This is a genomic window from Exiguobacterium sp. S3 (assembly GCF_018617295.1).
Taxonomy (GTDB): Bacteria; Bacillota; Bacilli; order Exiguobacteriales; family Exiguobacteriaceae; genus Exiguobacterium; species Exiguobacterium profundum.
On record NZ_JACSJW010000005.1, the window covers coordinates 1 to 16,169 of the forward strand.

At 50.0% G+C, this 16,169-nt stretch carries 15 protein-coding genes, 1 rRNA gene and 1 riboswitch; of the genes, 15 read left to right on the forward strand and 1 reads right to left on the reverse strand.

All coding sequences use genetic code 11. The features are described from left to right. Nucleotides 1-87: ribosomal RNA gene (gene rrf, locus KNO65_RS12590) — 5S ribosomal RNA — on the forward strand; the annotation flags it as partial. Between the two features lie 87 nt (nucleotides 88-174). Further along, complete coding sequence (locus tag KNO65_RS12595) at nucleotides 175-366, forward strand: NETI motif-containing protein (protein WP_015880702.1); 192 nt, start codon at nucleotides 175-177, stop codon at nucleotides 364-366. Nucleotides 367-408: 42 nt separating this feature from the next. On the opposite strand, the gene KNO65_RS12600 is transcribed toward KNO65_RS12595, so the two are convergent. After that, nucleotides 409-879, reverse strand: coding sequence for an NUDIX hydrolase (locus KNO65_RS12600; RefSeq protein WP_159563478.1), 471 nt, complete (start codon nucleotides 877-879; stop codon nucleotides 409-411). 146 nt (nucleotides 880-1,025) lie between these two features. Continuing rightward, nucleotides 1,026-1,127: riboswitch (purine riboswitch) on the forward strand. A 68-nt stretch (nucleotides 1,128-1,195) separates the two neighbouring features. Between KNO65_RS12600 and purE the strand changes: the two genes are divergently transcribed. The 13 genes from purE to KNO65_RS12665 all read left to right on the forward strand — a co-directional run bounded on the left by purE (nucleotide 1,196) and on the right by KNO65_RS12665 (nucleotide 16,111). Continuing rightward, the gene (gene purE / locus KNO65_RS12605) at nucleotides 1,196-1,684 is read left to right on the forward strand and encodes a 5-(carboxyamino)imidazole ribonucleotide mutase (RefSeq protein ID WP_214784633.1); all 489 of its coding nucleotides are present in this window, start codon (nucleotides 1,196-1,198) and stop codon (nucleotides 1,682-1,684) included. Further along, the gene (gene purK, locus KNO65_RS12610) at nucleotides 1,684-2,778 is read left to right on the forward strand and encodes a 5-(carboxyamino)imidazole ribonucleotide synthase (RefSeq protein ID WP_214784635.1); all 1,095 of its coding nucleotides are present in this window, start codon (nucleotides 1,684-1,686) and stop codon (nucleotides 2,776-2,778) included. The genes purE and purK overlap by 1 nt, the downstream gene beginning before the upstream one ends. After that, on the forward strand, nucleotides 2,775-4,067 hold the full coding sequence (gene purB / locus KNO65_RS12615; protein WP_015880706.1) for an adenylosuccinate lyase: 1,293 nt from the start codon (nucleotides 2,775-2,777) through the stop codon (nucleotides 4,065-4,067). The genes purK and purB overlap by 4 nt, the downstream gene beginning before the upstream one ends. A gap of 49 nt (nucleotides 4,068-4,116) precedes the next feature. Continuing rightward, nucleotides 4,117-4,821 carry a phosphoribosylaminoimidazolesuccinocarboxamide synthase gene (gene purC, locus KNO65_RS12620; RefSeq protein ID WP_214784638.1) on the forward strand — a complete coding sequence of 235 codons (705 nt, stop codon included), beginning with the start codon at nucleotides 4,117-4,119 and terminating at the stop codon, nucleotides 4,819-4,821. After that, nucleotides 4,818-5,060: a phosphoribosylformylglycinamidine synthase subunit PurS gene (purS, locus tag KNO65_RS12625; RefSeq protein WP_159563481.1), complete on the forward strand. Its 243-nt coding sequence runs from the start codon at nucleotides 4,818-4,820 to the stop codon at nucleotides 5,058-5,060. Before purC ends, purS begins: the two co-directional genes overlap by 4 nt. Next, nucleotides 5,057-5,737, forward strand: a complete 681-nt coding sequence (gene purQ, locus KNO65_RS12630) for a phosphoribosylformylglycinamidine synthase subunit PurQ (protein WP_015880709.1) — start codon at nucleotides 5,057-5,059, stop codon at nucleotides 5,735-5,737. The genes purS and purQ overlap by 4 nt, the downstream gene beginning before the upstream one ends. Then, entirely contained in the window at nucleotides 5,721-7,940 is a 2,220-nt protein-coding gene (gene purL / locus KNO65_RS12635; RefSeq protein WP_214784641.1) for a phosphoribosylformylglycinamidine synthase subunit PurL, read from the forward strand. Before purQ ends, purL begins: the two co-directional genes overlap by 17 nt. Beyond that, nucleotides 7,916-9,325 (forward strand): amidophosphoribosyltransferase, encoded by a 1,410-nt coding sequence (gene purF / locus KNO65_RS12640; RefSeq protein WP_196431637.1) that lies wholly within the window; start codon nucleotides 7,916-7,918, stop codon nucleotides 9,323-9,325. Before purL ends, purF begins: the two co-directional genes overlap by 25 nt. Before the next feature lie 12 nt (nucleotides 9,326-9,337). Continuing rightward, nucleotides 9,338-10,372, forward strand: coding sequence for a phosphoribosylformylglycinamidine cyclo-ligase (gene purM, locus KNO65_RS12645; RefSeq protein WP_214784644.1), 1,035 nt, complete (start codon nucleotides 9,338-9,340; stop codon nucleotides 10,370-10,372). After that, nucleotides 10,369-10,947, forward strand: a complete 579-nt coding sequence (purN, locus tag KNO65_RS12650) for a phosphoribosylglycinamide formyltransferase (RefSeq protein ID WP_214691434.1) — start codon at nucleotides 10,369-10,371, stop codon at nucleotides 10,945-10,947. Before purM ends, purN begins: the two co-directional genes overlap by 4 nt. Next, nucleotides 10,944-12,464, forward strand: coding sequence for a bifunctional phosphoribosylaminoimidazolecarboxamide formyltransferase/IMP cyclohydrolase (purH, locus tag KNO65_RS12655; protein ID WP_214784647.1), 1,521 nt, complete (start codon nucleotides 10,944-10,946; stop codon nucleotides 12,462-12,464). The genes purN and purH overlap by 4 nt, the downstream gene beginning before the upstream one ends. Nucleotides 12,465-12,478: 14 nt before the next feature. Continuing rightward, nucleotides 12,479-13,732 carry a phosphoribosylamine--glycine ligase gene (gene purD, locus KNO65_RS12660; RefSeq protein WP_214784650.1) on the forward strand — a complete coding sequence of 418 codons (1,254 nt, stop codon included), beginning with the start codon at nucleotides 12,479-12,481 and terminating at the stop codon, nucleotides 13,730-13,732. 90 nt (nucleotides 13,733-13,822) lie between these two features. Further along, nucleotides 13,823-16,111: a bifunctional diguanylate cyclase/phosphodiesterase gene (locus KNO65_RS12665; RefSeq protein ID WP_214784653.1), complete on the forward strand. Its 2,289-nt coding sequence runs from the start codon at nucleotides 13,823-13,825 to the stop codon at nucleotides 16,109-16,111. Nucleotides 16,112-16,169 lie beyond the last annotated feature (58 nt).

Consider the following 16,169-nt stretch of genomic DNA (forward strand, 5'->3'; position numbering starts at 1 on the left):
GTTCCCATGCCGAACACGGAAGTTAAGCGTCTCAGCGCCGAAAGTAGTTGGGGGATCTCCCCCTGTGAGGATAGGACGTTGCCAGGCAAACGGTGGTTCTGGAGCATTCGCTCAAGGGCCGCCGTTTTTTCATATCATCGATTCAGCTTAGTGGAAGAGAGGACGTAAGAAGCAATGGCTAAGAAGATCAAAGTATATGTCGAACCAAATGAAACGGTCAGTGAATGTTTAGATCGAATCAATGAAATGGGTTATCGTCCTATACGCCGTATTGAAAAGCCCGTCTTTGAGCAAACGGGAGCCAAAGATGAACCTGTCCATTCCCATCAATCGATTTTATTTGAATGCGTCTCTAAAGAATCCTAATGCCAAGCCGTCACACAATCTGCGTGACGGCTTTTTTATGTCTCAAAATGAATGTTCGCGTTCAAAGCATCGATCTCCAAGCGCATCCAATAAAGTTTGAGCTCGTTTTTCTATCTTTTTAGGAAGATTCTCTTTACTAAAGTATTCAAGAGCCAAACTTTCACCATCTTCCATGACGAGCGCTCCATGTACTCCTTTCGCCTGGTATAAATGAATGACACCGTATGTCTCGTCTCCGTTTGGATATTTGAAGTAACCATCTGAACCGGAAAAGACTTGGATTAATTCAAATTGCTCAGCGAGAAGTCCAGTTTCTTCTTTTAATTCTCTTGCAGCGACTTCTTCCAACGTTTCCCCGAGCTCCATCGATCCTCCTGGTAACCCCCAGTCAAGTGTATCCGATCGGAATTGCATCAGTACCTCTTGCTTTTGATTGATGACCAAAATGGTTGCTCCCACACTGATAATCGGACGATTCCCAATCACTTCCCGTAAACTTGCGATGTAACTCATCTAACTCCCCCTTTTCAATAGCATACATTACCGAAGATGATTATGCTGATAACGTCTAAAAAGCGAACGATAAATATTCAGACAATTAAAATGTTCGCAGTTTATTGACATGTTTTCAAAGAACAAGGTACGATAGGCGTGTGAGATAAGAAAAATAAATAGTGCTCCATATAATCGCAAGGAAATGGCTTGCAAGTTTCTACCTGATCACCGATTCTGATCAGACTATGGGGTGTAGCGGACGTGTATTTGTCATGCCTATACCCTAAACTGATTGTCGGTTTAGGGATTTCTTTTTGTAAGGGGGACATTGGGAATGAACGTAGCAGTTGGAGTAATCATGGGAAGTTCATCTGATTGGGAGACGATGAAACATACATGTGACGTGTTGGATGAATTACAGATTCCATATGAAAAACAAGTCGTATCAGCTCACCGTACACCAGACCTTATGTTCGAATATGCTGAAGAGGCACGAAGCAGAGGCATCCAAGTGATCGTTGCGGGTGCTGGTGGGGCAGCCCACCTTCCTGGAATGGTCGCTGCGAAAACAACACTTCCTGTCATCGGTGTCCCGGTAAAGTCGAAAGCACTCAATGGAATGGATTCGCTACTCTCCATTGTTCAGATGCCTGCAGGAGTTCCAGTAGCAACTGTTGCCATCGGAAAAGCGGGAGCAACGAATGCAGGGTTATTGGCTGCTCAAATCCTCAGCATCCACTCCACAGACATTACAAATCGACTTGATGCATTTCGTGAGAAGAAACAAGAGATGGCGATGCGAGGAACGGAGGAGTTGGTCTGATGAGAATCGGAATTTTAGGTGGAGGACAACTTGGACGGATGATGTCACTCAGTGCGAGTGCAATGGGATACACGACACTTTGTCTTGACCCGAACCCCAATGCACCGACTGCTCAAGTGGCAGATTCAATTGTTGCCTCATTTGATGATGTCGATGCCGCAAAAGAACTCGCTGCTCGTTCAGACGTTGTGACGTATGAATTTGAGAACATCGATACGGAAATGATTGCAGCCATCGAAGAAAAATGCCCACAAGGTATGGACGTGTTGAAGGCGACGCAACATCGCATCTTAGAGAAACAGATGATTGAATCAGCAGGACTACGTGTCGCACCGTATGTTTCGGTACGTACGGTTCGAGATGTACGGCAGGCATATGAGAAGCTCGGCTTACCTTTTGTCATCAAAACGTGTCGCTTCGGTTATGACGGGAAAGGGCAGACGGTCATTCGGTCGGAACATGACCTTCAGACATTCGTTGAACATTTTGTCGAGCAGGAATATGTCGCCGAAGCTTGGTTGCCATTTGAAAAAGAAATTTCAGTCATTGTGACGAGAGGGTATGACGAAACGTTGACATTCCCAATCAGTGAAAACATTCATCACAACAACATCCTACATTTATCGATTGTACCGGCTCGCGTATCAAATGAGATTCAAGAGGATGCAAGACACCTCGCTCTCCAGCTTGCAGACCATATCGGCTTAATGGGAACGCTCGCTGTCGAGCTGTTCGTCATGGCGGATGACCGTCTATATGTGAATGAGCTTGCGCCGCGTCCGCACAACTCCGGGCACTACACGATTGACGCTTGTGAAACCTCACAATTTGAACAACACATTCGAGCCGTGACCGGGATGCGCCTTGGACGGACGAGATTGACATCGCCTGTCGTCATGGTCAACCTTCTCGGCGAGCATATGCCACGACTTCATGTCAAAGCATTGCCATCGAATGTTAAACTACATCTGTATGGAAAAGATGAAGCGAAGACAGGTCGCAAAATGGGACATTTGAACGTCCTTGGTGACACGGTCGAAGAAGCGCTTCATACCATCGAACAACTGGCAATTTGGAAGGAGACCGTTTTATGATTTCACGCTACACCCGCCCAGAGATGGCAAACATTTGGACTGATCAAAACAAATTCGAGGCTTGGTTAAAAGTTGAACTTTATGCCTGTGAGGCTTGGAGTGAACTCGGTATCATCCCGAAAGAAGATGTACAAGTTCTTTGGGACAAGGCATCGTTCGATGTTGATCGCATTCTAGAGATTGAACAAGAGACACGTCATGATGTGATTGCGTTCACTCGTGCCGTTTCCGAGACACTCGGAGAAGAGAAAAAGTGGGTACATTACGGATTGACGTCGACGGATGTCGTCGACACGGCACTCTCGTACTTAATCAAACAGGCTAATGATCTTTTAGAAGCCGATTTAGATCGCTTCATCGGTATTCTCGCAGAAAAAGCGAAGGCACATAAGTATGACATCATGATGGGACGTACCCATGGCGTTCACGCGGAACCGACCACGTTCGGTCTGAAGCTCGCCCTCTGGTATGAAGAGATGAAACGAAACAAAAAACGCTTCATGGCAGCTCGCGAAACGATTGAATTCGGGAAGATGAGCGGAGCAGTTGGGACGTTTGCGAATATCGACCCGTTCATCGAGTCATACGTCTGTGACAAGCTCGGTATCCAAGCTGCACCGATTTCGACACAGACACTCCAACGTGACCGTCATGCCGAGTACATGTCAACACTCGCATTGATTGCCACATCGATTGAAAAGATGGCAACCGAGATTCGTGGACTTCAAAAAACAGAGACACGCGAAGTGGAAGAGTTCTTTGCGAAAGGACAAAAAGGGTCGTCTGCGATGCCGCATAAACGTAACCCAATCGGTTCTGAAAATATGACGGGTCTTGCACGCGTCATTCGCGGTCATATGATGACAGCATACGAGAATGTCCCACTCTGGCATGAACGTGATATCTCGCACTCATCAGCAGAACGAATCATCATTCCGGATGCGACGATTCTCCTCAACTACATGTTGAACCGTTTCGGTAACATCGTGAAGAACTTGACGGTCTTCCCGGACAACATGCGCCGCAATATGGACCGTACGTTCGGGATCATTTTCTCGCAACGGATCTTACTCGGTCTCATCGAGAAGGGCTGGTCACGTGAAGCAGCATACGACGCGGTTCAACCGAAAGCGATGCAGGCATGGGAAGAAGAGACGATGTTCCGTACATTGATTGAAGAGGACAAAGAGATGGGCGCACTCTTTACGAGTGAAGAGCTCGATGAGTTGTTCGACCCGCGTTATCACGTACGCCGTGTCGATACGATTTTTGAACGCTGTGGTTTGTAATCGTTGAGGGGCGACAAGCCCCTCTCACTTTTAAGGGGGAACGGTTCAGATGAAAGCAATTTATGAGGGCAAGGCGAAGGCGTTATTTGAGACAGAAGAAGCGGGTGTGCTTCGTGTGTACTATAAAGACGATGCGACAGCATTCAATGGAGAAAAGAAAGAGTCGATTGATGGGAAGGGGATTTTAAACAATGCCATCACGACCCAGTTGTTCGAATTGATGCATGACAACAAGATTCCGACGCACTTTATCAAACGAATCTCAGACCGGGAACAGTTGGTCCGCCGTGTCGACATCATTCCGTTAGAGGTGGTCGTCCGCAACGTCGCGGCCGGTAGTCTGGCGAAACGTCTCGGTTGGGAAGAAGGAACACCGCTCCTCGCACCGATTGTCGAGTTTTATTATAAGGACGATGCGCTTGGGGACCCACTCCTCACGGAGGATCATATCCGATTATTGCAAGTTGCTACACACAAAGAAGTCGAAACATTGCGACAACTCGGGCTTTGGGTAAACGATGTCTTGCTCGATTTCTTTGGTCAACACGGCATCGACGTGATCGATTTCAAACTAGAGTTTGGAAAAGTGGATGGGACGATCATCTTGGCGGATGAAATCTCACCGGATACGTGCCGCCTTTGGGACAAAGAAACGAAACAAAAGCTTGATAAAGATGTATTCCGTCGCGATTTAGGTTCTTTGACTGAGACGTATGGACAATTGTTAACACGCATAGGGGGAAACGGACAATGAAAAAAGTAAACGTGTATGTGACATTACGTGAAAGTGTACTCGACCCACAAGGAGTTGCCGTAAAAGGCGGGCTCGAACATCTCGGATTCGCTGGAGTTGAATCGGTGCGCATCGGGAAAGTGATCGAGCTTCAAGTAGCGGACGACACGACAGAAAACATGGTCAAAGAGATGTGTGAGAAGTTACTCGTCAATACGGTCATTGAGAATTATGAAATCGAGATGGGGGTACTCGCATGAAGTTTGCGGTCATCGTCTTTCCAGGATCAAACTGTGACCTCGACATGTACCACGCGGTAAAAGATGTGCTCGGGGAAGAAGCGGAATACGTGTTCCATACAGAGACTTCACTTGAAGGATTCGATGGGGTCCTCTTACCAGGCGGTTTCTCATACGGAGACTACTTGCGCTGCGGGTCAATCGCCCAGTTTTCACCAATCATGGCTGAAGTGAAGCGTTTCGCGGAAGAAGGACGCCCGGTACTCGGGGTATGTAACGGATTCCAAGTGCTCGTCGAAGCGGGACTCCTTCCAGGCGTATTGATGCGAAACCGCGATTTGAAATTCATGTGTAAGACCGTCGACCTCGTCGTCGAAAACAACGAGACGATGTTCACAAGTGAGTACGCGGCACAGGAAACGATTCGCGTGCCAATCGCACACGGTGAGGGCAACTACTACTGTGATGATGCGACACTTGCGGCATTGAAGGCAAATGGCCAGATTGCGTTCACCTATAAAGAGAACCCGAACGGATCGGTCGAAAACATCGCCGGCATCACGAACGAGGCAGGGAACGTACTCGGCATGATGCCACACCCGGAGCGTGCGGTCGAAGCGTTGCTCGGTGGGGAAGACGGTAAACGGTTATTCACGTCAATCGTAAAATGGGGGGCACGACATGTTACTTACAACTGAACCGACAGCTACACAAATCCGTGATGAACGGATCTATGCCATGATGGGATTATCGGACGACGAATACGCGCTCGTCGTCTCACTGCTTGGCCGGGAACCGAATTATACAGAGATCGGTCTCTTCTCGGTCATGTGGTCTGAACACTGTTCGTACAAAAACTCGAAACCGGTGCTCCGGAAGTTTCCGACAACCGGCAAGCACGTCTTACAAGGACCGGGAGAAGGGGCTGGAATCGTCGACATCGGAGACGGCCAAGCCGTCGCCTTTAAAATCGAGAGTCATAACCATCCATCCGCGATCGAGCCTTATCAAGGAGCGGCGACTGGGGTTGGCGGAATCATCCGTGACATCTTCTCGATGGGCGCCCGTCCGATTGCTTTATTGAACTCACTCCGTTTCGGAGATTTGAACGAATCACGTGTGAAACATTTATTCGGTCATGTCGTATCCGGCATCGCTGGATACGGGAACTGTGTCGGCATCCCGACTGTCGGTGGGGAAGTCGCCTTTGACCCGGCTTACTCAGGAAACCCACTCGTCAACGCAATGTGCGTCGGCTTCATCCGTCATGAAGACATTCAAAAAGGAATCGCGGAAGGTGTAGGGAACTCGGTCATGTACGTCGGAGCAACGACAGGACGTGACGGAATCCATGGTGCCACGTTCGCTTCTGAAGAACTCGGGGAAGACGCGGACGAGAAACGTCCAGCCGTCCAAGTCGGAGACCCGTTCATGGAGAAGCTCTTGATCGAAGCGTGTCTCGAAGTCATCAAGCACCCGGCGCTCGTCGGGATTCAAGACATGGGCGCAGCCGGATTGACGTCATCGTCAGCAGAGATGGCATCGAAAGCAGGGATGGGAATCGAGATGAATCTAGACCTCGTCCCACAACGTGAGACAGGCATGACACCTTACGAGATGATGCTATCGGAATCGCAAGAGCGGATGCTTCTCGTCGTCAAAGCTGGACATGAAGACGAAATCGAAGCAATCGTCACGAAGTGGGGACTTCATGCAGTCAAAGTCGGAGAAGTCATTGAAGAAAAAGTACTTCGTCTCGTTCATCAAGGTGAAGTCGCGGCGGAAGTACCGGTCGATGCACTCGCCGAAGACGCTCCTGTCTATCATAAACCGTCTAAAGTCCCGGCATATTACGAAGCATTCCAAGCGATGGAGCCGGTCACACCAGTTGTCGAAGATGTGATGGCGACATGGAAAGACGTCCTTGCGATGCCGAGCATCGCCTCGAAACGTTGGGTGTATGAGCAATATGACCATATGGTACAAACGTCGACAGTCGTCGCACCGGGTAGTGATGCCGCAGTCATTCGCATTCGTGAGACGGAGAAGTCGCTCGCGATGACGACGGACTGCAACGCAAAATATGTCTATCTCGATCCACGTGTCGGTGGAGCCATCGCTGTCGCGGAGGCGGCGCGAAACATCGTCGCAAGTGGTGCAGAACCACTCGCTTTGACGGACTGCCTCAATTTCGGGAGCCCGGATAAACCGGAAGGGTTCTGGCAGCTCGATCAAGCCGTCGAAGGAATGGCAGAAGCGTGTCGTACGCTTGATACGCCGGTCATCGGTGGGAACGTATCGCTGTATAACGAATCGAACGGACAATCCATCTACCCGACACCGGTCGTTGGAATGGTCGGACTCATCGAAAAACCAGAACATATTACGACATCGTTTGCGAAACAAGCGGGGGACGTCGTCTTCTTACTCGGTGAGACAAAAGCAGAATTTGGCGGAAGTGCCCTTCAAATGTTGCAAGACGGAAAAGTGAGCGGTCATGCACCGACACTCGACCTTGAAGAAGAACGTCAGACACAGAAGGTATTGCTTCACGCCATCCGTGAAGGTCTGGTCACGGCGGCACACGACGTGTCAGAAGGTGGTCTTGCGGCAGCGTTACCGGAACTGGTCTTTGGAACAGGGTTCGGCATGGACGTGACGATCGACACAGACCTTGTGACGGCACTATTTAGTGAATCCCAGTCACGTTTCCTCGTTACAGTAGACAAGGCACATGCCGAGTCATTCGCGCGCATGACGAACGGGACAGCAATCGGGACAGTGACAGAAGCCCCGACCCTTGTCGTTCGCGCAAGCGACCGCTTGATTGAAATGGACGTGAAAGAGTTGGAACGTGTATGGGAAGGAGCTATTCCATGTTATATGACATCCGAGGCATGAACGAGGAGTGCGGCGTCTTCGGTGTGTTCGGTCACATCGAAGCCTCACACCTTGCCTATTACGGACTGCACAGCTTGCAACACCGTGGCCAAGAAGGAACGGGGATCGTCACGGCAGACGGAGAACGTCTCCATGCGAAACGAGGACTCGGTCTCGTTACCGAGGTGTTCGATGAGACGTCACTCGACACACTCACGGGGAATCATGCGATTGGGCATGTCCGCTACTCAACGGCAGGTGGCAATACGTTAGAGAACGTTCAACCGCTCCATTTCAAGTCGTTGACTGGGGATTTGGCGATGGCGCATAACGGAAACCTCGTGAATGCGAACGAATTGAAACATATGCTCGAAGCGGAAGGCGCGATCTTCCAGACGACGTCCGACACGGAAGTCGTGGCTCACCTCATCAAGCGAAGTCGCGGCAATTCGTTGAAAGAACGAATCGCCGACAGCTTGGCTCGTCTCGTAGGGGCATTCGCTTTCCTATTCTTGACGGAAGATGCACTGTACGTCGGTGTCGACGTGCATGGGTTACGTCCATTGTCACTTGGACAAACCGAAGACGGGGCTTACGTGTTCGCTTCGGAGACGTGTGCGTTTGACGTCGTGGGGGCGACGTACGTACGAGATGTTGAACCAGGAGAATTGCTCATGGTCACGAATGAAGGAATCACGTCGGAGCGATTCAGTGAAGCGGCAGTCCGTGCTATGTGTTCAATGGAATACATCTACTTCTCACGACCGGACTCTATCATCGATGGTATCAACGTGCATACGGCACGTAAAGCCATGGGGAAAAAGATGTTTGAAGAAGCACCGGTCGAAGCAGATGTCGTGACAGGTGTGCCGGATTCAAGTATTTCCGCGGCAATCGGTTACGCTGAGGCGAGCGGAATCCCATACGAAATGGGACTCATTAAAAACCGTTACGTCGGACGTACGTTCATTCAACCGTCCCAGGAATTACGGGAGCGCGGCGTGAAGATGAAGTTGTCAGCGTTACGCGGTGTCGTAAACGGGAAACGCGTCATCATGGTCGATGATTCCATCGTCCGTGGAACGACGAGTCGCCGAATCGTCACGTTACTCCGAGAGGCAGGCGCGACGGAAGTGCATGTGCGCATCACGTCACCACCGATCAAACATCCGTGTTACTACGGAATCGATACATCCACCAAGGAAGAGTTAATTGCGGCAACCAAATCCGTTGAAGAAATCAGAGAAGAGATTGGTGCCGATTCACTAGCGTTCCTCACATTGGATGGAACGGTCGAAGCCATCGATCGTCCATTTGAAGGAGCACTACGCGGGCAGTGTGCTGCATGCTTCACGGGACTTTATCCGACTGAACTTGCAGAACTCGTGACAGAGACAAAGGCTTAAGGGGGAAATGCAATGAGCGTTCGTTATGAACAAGCGGGTGTGAATTTAGAAGCAGGATACGAGGCCGTATCCCGTATGAAACGTCATGTTGCTCGGACAATGCGTCCGGAAGTGATGACAGGACTCGGTAGTTTCGGAGCGATGATTGATCTCGGTTCGATGAACATGAAACACCCGATTCTCGTGAGCGGGACCGACGGGGTCGGGACGAAACTGAAATTGGCGTTCGCGCTCGACCAGCATGACACGATTGGAATCGACTGCGTCGCCATGTGCGTCAACGATTGTCTCGTGCATGGGGCAGAACCGCTCTATTTCCTCGACTATATTGCGACCGGAAAAGCAGAACCGGCTAAACTTGAGCGAATCGTCGCCGGTGTTGCGGAAGGATGTGTCCAAGCCGGCTGCGCCCTCGTCGGTGGCGAAACCGCTGAAATGCCGGGGATGTATCCGGATGGCGAATATGATATTGCTGGATTTGCGGTCGGTGTCGTGGAGAAAGAAAACTTGCTCGACGGTTCGACGATTCAGGATGGAGACGTTGTGCTCGGACTTGCATCTTCAGGCGTCCACTCGAATGGATTCTCGCTTGTACGTCATATTATTGAATCACAAGGTCTTCATTATACGGATGAGATTGCGATGCTCGATACGACACTCGGGAACGCCTTGCTGTTGCCGACACGGATTTATGCCGAAGCGGCGAAAGCGGCGATTTCGACAGGGAGGGTTCAAGGGATGGCACACATCACAGGTGGTGGCTTCTATGAGAATGTCCCTCGCATGTTGCCAGAAGGTCTCGGCATCACGTTCGATGCCTCGAGTTGGCCGAGTCTTCCTGTATTCGACTGGCTCGAACAAGTTGGGAACATCTCGAAGCAAGAAATGTTCAACGTCTTCAATATGGGGATCGGTTATATGATCACGGTACGTCCTGAAGACGTGGAACTCGTCGAAGCGGCGCTTGAACGTGTCGGGGAGACCGCGCACCGAATTGGGAAAGTCGAGAGTCGTCCAGGCATCCGGATCTCAGGAGTGGACCAATGAAACGATTTGCTATCTTTGCGTCAGGATCGGGAAGTAACGCCGAAGCGATTTGGCAAGCAATCACCGATGGTCATTTGTCTGCTGAATGTGTGTTGCTCGTGACGGACAAACCAGAAGCTGCTGTTCTCGATCGAGCGGAGCGTCACGGGATTCCGAATTTTTCGTTTACACCGAAGGCGTACGCGTCAAAAGAAGAGTTCGAGGAAGAAATTCTCGTCCTTCTCCGTACGCTTCGTGTAGACTATATCGTGTTGGCGGGGTATATGCGCTTGATCGGAAATGTGTTACTATCCGCATATCCGAACCGTATTCTAAACATTCATCCATCGCTTTTACCCGCTTTTCCAGGTAAAGACGCGATCGGACAGGCGCTTGACGCCAACGTACCGACGAGTGGTGTAACCGTTCATTATGTGGATGCGGGGATGGACACGGGTCCGATCATCGCACAGGCGTCCGTCGAGATTGAAGGGTGTGACCGCACCGAGGCGACACGTCGTATTCAGACGATCGAGCACCAACTGTATCCGCGCGTATTACAACAAGTGTTGAATCAACAGGAGGTTTTCAAGTGAGAGCATTATTAAGTGTTTCTGATAAAACGGGAATTGTCGAACTCGCAATCGTCTTGCATGAGGCGGGCATCGAGCTCATCTCAACAGGTGGGACCGAGGCGGCGCTTCAACAGGCAGGATTACCAGTCAAAAACATTTCAGAAGTGACATCGTTCCCTGAAATGTTAGACGGCCGTGTCAAAACGTTGCACCCACTCGTTCACGGAGGATTGCTCGGACGTCGCGACCTTGATACGCATGTCGCACAAATGAAAGATCATCACATCGAACCAATCGATTATGTGGTCGTCAATCTGTATCCGTTCAAAGAGACGATTGCAAAAGAAAATACGACATACGAAGAAGCGATTGAAAACATTGATATCGGTGGACCGAGCATGTTGCGTTCAGCTGCGAAAAACCATGCGAGTGTCACCGTCGTCGTGGACCCGAGTGATTACACACTCGTCGCCGATGAAGTACGTGGAGGCGGTACATCATTTGAAACACGTCAACGTCTCGCGACGAAGGCGTTCCGACATACGGCTGCCTATGATGCGTTAATTGCCGACTACTTAGGTCGTCGAATCGGCGAAACGTTCCCAGAGCAGTTGACGGTCACGTATGAAAAGGTTCAAGACCTTCGTTATGGAGAGAACCCACACCAACAAGCGGCGTTTTATAAGACACCGTTATATGACGGGATGACACTTGCGAATGCGACACAGCTTCACGGGAAAGAGCTCTCGTATAACAATATTCAAGATACGAATGCAGCACTTGAAGCACTCAGTGAATTGACTGAGCCGGCGGCAGTCGTCGTCAAGCACATGAACCCATGCGGCGTTGCAGTCGGACGGACGATTTCTCAAGCGTTCGAACGTGCCCATGCGGCCGACCCGGTCTCCATCTTTGGTGGAATCGTCGCCTTAAACCGTGAAGTCGATCTCGAAACGGCGGATGCCCTTCGCAACATCTTTTTAGAAATCATCATTGCTCCATCCTTTAGTGAGGCAGCACTTGACCGATTGAAAGAGAAAAAGAATCTTCGTTTGTTGACGTTAGATATGGGACAGATGACAGGCATGCGCCTCACGGCTGTCGCGGGAGGATTGCTCGTACAAGACGGGGATGACATGACACTCGATGATGCCTCATGCCAAATCGTGACGGATCGTCGTCCGACAGCATCAGAATGGGAAGACTTGAAACTTGCATGGCGTGTCGTCAAGCATGTCAAATCGAACGCTATCGTCGTCGCAAAAGACGAAACGACGATTGGAATCGGTGCCGGACAGATGAACCGCGTCGGTGCAGCAAAAATCGCTTTCGAACAAGCTGGAGAACGCGCGACAGGCGCGGCTCTCGGAAGTGATGCCTTCTTCCCGATGGCAGATACGGTCGAAGCGGCAGCGGCAGCGGGAATCACGGCCATCATCCAACCGGGTGGGTCGATTCGCGATGCCGAATCGATTGAAGCGGCAAATCGCCATGGTATCACGATGGTATTCACATCAGTCAGACATTTCAAACACTGAGAGGGGTTTGCGTCATGAACGTATTGGTCATCGGTCGAGGAGGACGCGAGCATGCGCTCGCGTGGAAGTTGAAACAAGACGGGCATCACGTCTTCGTTGCACCGGGCAACGACTTCATGGAAGGGATGACGTGTGTGTCGATCCATGAAACAGACGTGGAGGCGCTCGCCCATTTCGCAGAAGAGAACGAGATCGAATGGACGATTGTCGGACCGGAGTCGTCACTCATGGCAGGAGTCGTGGATACGTTCCGTGCCAAAGGACTGAACATCTTTGGACCGACGAAAGCGGCTGCCTTACTCGAAGGAAGCAAGGCGTTCGCAAAGGAAGTCATGATGGAAGCCGGGATTCCGACAGCGGCATACGAGGCGTTCACAGAAGCGGAATCGGCGCTTGCCTATATCGAGAAGTTAGGGGCACCACTCGTCGTCAAGGCGGACGGATTGGCGGCCGGTAAAGGCGTCACGGTTGCATTCACGGTCGAAGAGGCGGAAGCTGCCGTACGTGATATTTTCACGACGGATAAATTTGGGCAACAGTCACAAGTCGTCATCGAAGAGTTCCTCGATGGGGAAGAGTTTTCGCTCATGGCGTTCGTCTCGGGAGAGCGTGTCATTCCGATGATCACCTCGCAAGATCATAAACGTGCCTATGACGGTGACAGGGGACCGAACACGGGTGGTATGGGCGCTTATAGCCCGATGCCACATCTTTCAAAGGACGTGTATGAGGAATCGGTGAAGACCGTATTAGAACCACTCGCGCAGACGATGGTCAAGCGAGGCACTCCATTTGAAGGATTCTTGTACGCCGGTCTCATCTTGACGGCAAATGGACCAAAAGTCATCGAATTCAACGCACGTTTCGGTGACCCGGAAACAGAAGTCATCTTGCCGAACTTGAAATCGCCGCTCCTGGACGTGATTGAAGCGGTCGTTCGACAAGAATCGTATTCGGTTGAATGGATTGACGGATACACGATGGGTGTCGTCATTGCGGCCGAAGGGTATCCGGACCGACCGATCACGGGCCAGGTGTTATCAGGATTTGAGTCACTTCCGAAAGATGTGCTTGTCTTCCATGCCGGCACGACAAAGAAGGGTGATCAAGTCGTAGGGAGCGGAGGTCGTCTACTCGTTGTGACGGCGACGAAGCCGACACTGCTTGAGGCGAAAACGGCTGTGTATGCGGCAATTTCACAACTCGATTTACCTGAAACGTTCCACCGAACGGACATCGGATCACGGGCGTTCACGCAGATTATTTGAAGGATGGGTCAACCCATCCTTTTTTTCATGCGAAAAAAAGGAAATGCCGATATCCTGTTCTACAATAATAAAGTAGCTTGAAGAAGGAGGGTGGTCGGCCTGCGTGTTCAAACAAAATTATTTATTGCGATAGCCGTGAACATCGTACTCTTCATCGGTGTCATTTTATTCGTCATCAAACCGTATTTTGTAGAGAAAAGTATTAAACAGGACAGGGCGATGACCCGCGATCAAATCGAAAGTGTGTCAGAAGTGTTCGCCAATCACCGACTCATGCTCGAACGGATTCTTGTAGATTGGTCAGTCTGGACGAACGCCTATGATTTTGTTCAAAATCAGAATGAAACATTCATTGAAAATAACATGGGGGAAGAGACACTCGAAAACTTGGGGGTCGGCGCAATGATTTTCCTCGACCGTGATCGAGAGGTCGTCTACTCGGAGTTTACTCAATTTTATGAATTAGATCGTGAAGAGGACAAAGAGACATTTACGAACGACTTGATCCGTTACGTCAACTCGTCAGGAATCAAACAAAGTGCGGTCTATGGCACCGATTTCGGTCCGGTCGTCTTCATGAGTCATCCGATTTTGAGAAGTGATGGGACAGGAAAGCCGGGTGGGACGCTCGTACTCATTCAAAAAATCGGTCCAGACTTCATGGCCGCGATGAGTGCCCAAGCAAAAACGAAATTATCGATCAGTCCTCTTTCACACCGGCAGTTGACGGTCGATGAAGACAATCAATTTGCACGTGTCTCGTTACCGCTTCAATCCGTCTATCAAGATGCGAACTGGGAACTCAACTTCTCGGTGAAACGAACGTACTATACCAATACACAGACCATGTTAGAAACGGGGATGCTAGGGCTGCTTGTGCTCGGTCTTGGTCTATTGTTGACACTGTTTTGGTCGGTGAATCAAATTGTCACGAAACGATTGATGGGCATCGTCAACGAACTCAAATGGATCACGAAAGAACGGAATAGTCGGTTACGGATTCAGTTGCATCCAAATCAACAAGACGAGATTGAAGAGATGGCGATCAGCATGAACGAGGTGCTCGATGCACTCGAACAGACACAAAAAGAATCGTTGACGCGTGCCTTCCGAGATTCTTTGACCCATCTTCCGAACCGATTGGCGGTCGAAGAGATGTTCGTGAACTTACCGGAAACGACCCGGTCGATTGGAGTGATGGGAATCGATCTCGACAACTTCCGACGGATCAACGATCAATTTGGTCAGCGTACAGGAGATGCGATGCTGACGTTCTTTGCCTCTCGTTTGATGTTTTATAGAGAGGATGGCTTCGTTGCAAGAATCGGAGCGGACGAGTTCATCTTGATTCATCCGAAATGGACGACCGAGGAGCTCATGATTATCGCGAATCAATTAGTTAAAGATTTGCGCGAATGGGGTTTGAAACAAGGGATGAACCATTTGACCTTGAGTATCGGCATCGACGAATTGACTGGACCCACGCATCATTCCTATGAGGTGATGATGGCGCGACTCGATGTCGTCTTACACGAAGCCAAAGCATCCGGGAAAAATCAGATTCTTTCCTATCATGAGATTGAAGATGGGAGTCACTACTTGCAAGCGCTCGAGATGGAACGTGATTTACGTCATGCGTTGCGTCATGATGAGTTCGAACTCTATTACCAACCAATCGTCTCACCACAGCCGTTTCAAGTTAGAGGAGTCGAGGCGTTGATTCGCTGGCACCATCCACAGAAAGGATTCGTCTCTCCCGGCGTGTTCATTCCGGTTGCAGAGCAACTCGGGCTCATCTCGGATGTGGGACGCTGGGTTCTTGTGCGCGCCATCAAGGAGATTCAAGAGTACGCAGAGCGATTTGATTTATTTTTATCCATTAACGTCTCGAAACGTCAGATTTTAGACGGCTCGTTTTTAGAAGCGTTGGAGGAAACGATCGCTAAGACAGGATTTCCCCCACACCGGTTACATGTGGAAATCACAGAGAGTGAGGTCGGTGGGAATGTGTATGAACTTCAACAGTTCATTCAAGCGTTAAAGGCCATCGGGGTCAAAATATCACTTGATGACTTCGGTGTCGGGACATCGTCGCTTTCATACTTACAATCCCTGTGTCTCGACATCGTTAAAATCGATCAAAACTTCGTGAAAGGGATTCCGGAGAATAAGTTTGACCGCGCACTGTTAGAAGGGCTATATCAAACCTTCCAAACGCTTGGACTCGAGATTGTCACGGAAGGGGTCGAGCGACCGGAGCAGCTTGCGTTCGTATTAGAATATAGTGGTTCGCTCATTCAAGGTTATCATTACAGTAAACCGATTCCGATCGATCAATTGCATCTGTACTTACGTAAAACCGTCATGGCTCAAATTTGATGTAGGTGACTCTTCATAGGAAGAGTCGCCTTTTTTTGTGAAAAATATATGTGAAATT

Coding starts and splice junctions, on each gene's coding strand:
- KNO65_RS12595 (WP_015880702.1), top strand. CDS start 175: ATGGCTAAGAAGATCAAAGTATATGTCGAACCAAATGAAACGGTCAGT.
- KNO65_RS12600 (WP_159563478.1), bottom strand. CDS start 879: ATGAGTTACATCGCAAGTTTACGGGAAGTGATTGGGAATCGTCCGATT.
- purE (WP_214784633.1), top strand. CDS start 1,196: ATGAACGTAGCAGTTGGAGTAATCATGGGAAGTTCATCTGATTGGGAG.
- purK (WP_214784635.1), top strand. CDS start 1,684: ATGAGAATCGGAATTTTAGGTGGAGGACAACTTGGACGGATGATGTCA.
- purB (WP_015880706.1), top strand. CDS start 2,775: ATGATTTCACGCTACACCCGCCCAGAGATGGCAAACATTTGGACTGAT.
- purC (WP_214784638.1), top strand. CDS start 4,117: ATGAAAGCAATTTATGAGGGCAAGGCGAAGGCGTTATTTGAGACAGAA.
- purS (WP_159563481.1), top strand. CDS start 4,818: ATGAAAAAAGTAAACGTGTATGTGACATTACGTGAAAGTGTACTCGAC.
- purQ (WP_015880709.1), top strand. CDS start 5,057: ATGAAGTTTGCGGTCATCGTCTTTCCAGGATCAAACTGTGACCTCGAC.
- purL (WP_214784641.1), top strand. CDS start 5,721: ATGTTACTTACAACTGAACCGACAGCTACACAAATCCGTGATGAACGG.
- purF (WP_196431637.1), top strand. CDS start 7,916: ATGTTATATGACATCCGAGGCATGAACGAGGAGTGCGGCGTCTTCGGT.
- purM (WP_214784644.1), top strand. CDS start 9,338: ATGAGCGTTCGTTATGAACAAGCGGGTGTGAATTTAGAAGCAGGATAC.
- purN (WP_214691434.1), top strand. CDS start 10,369: ATGAAACGATTTGCTATCTTTGCGTCAGGATCGGGAAGTAACGCCGAA.
- purD (WP_214784650.1), top strand. CDS start 12,479: ATGAACGTATTGGTCATCGGTCGAGGAGGACGCGAGCATGCGCTCGCG.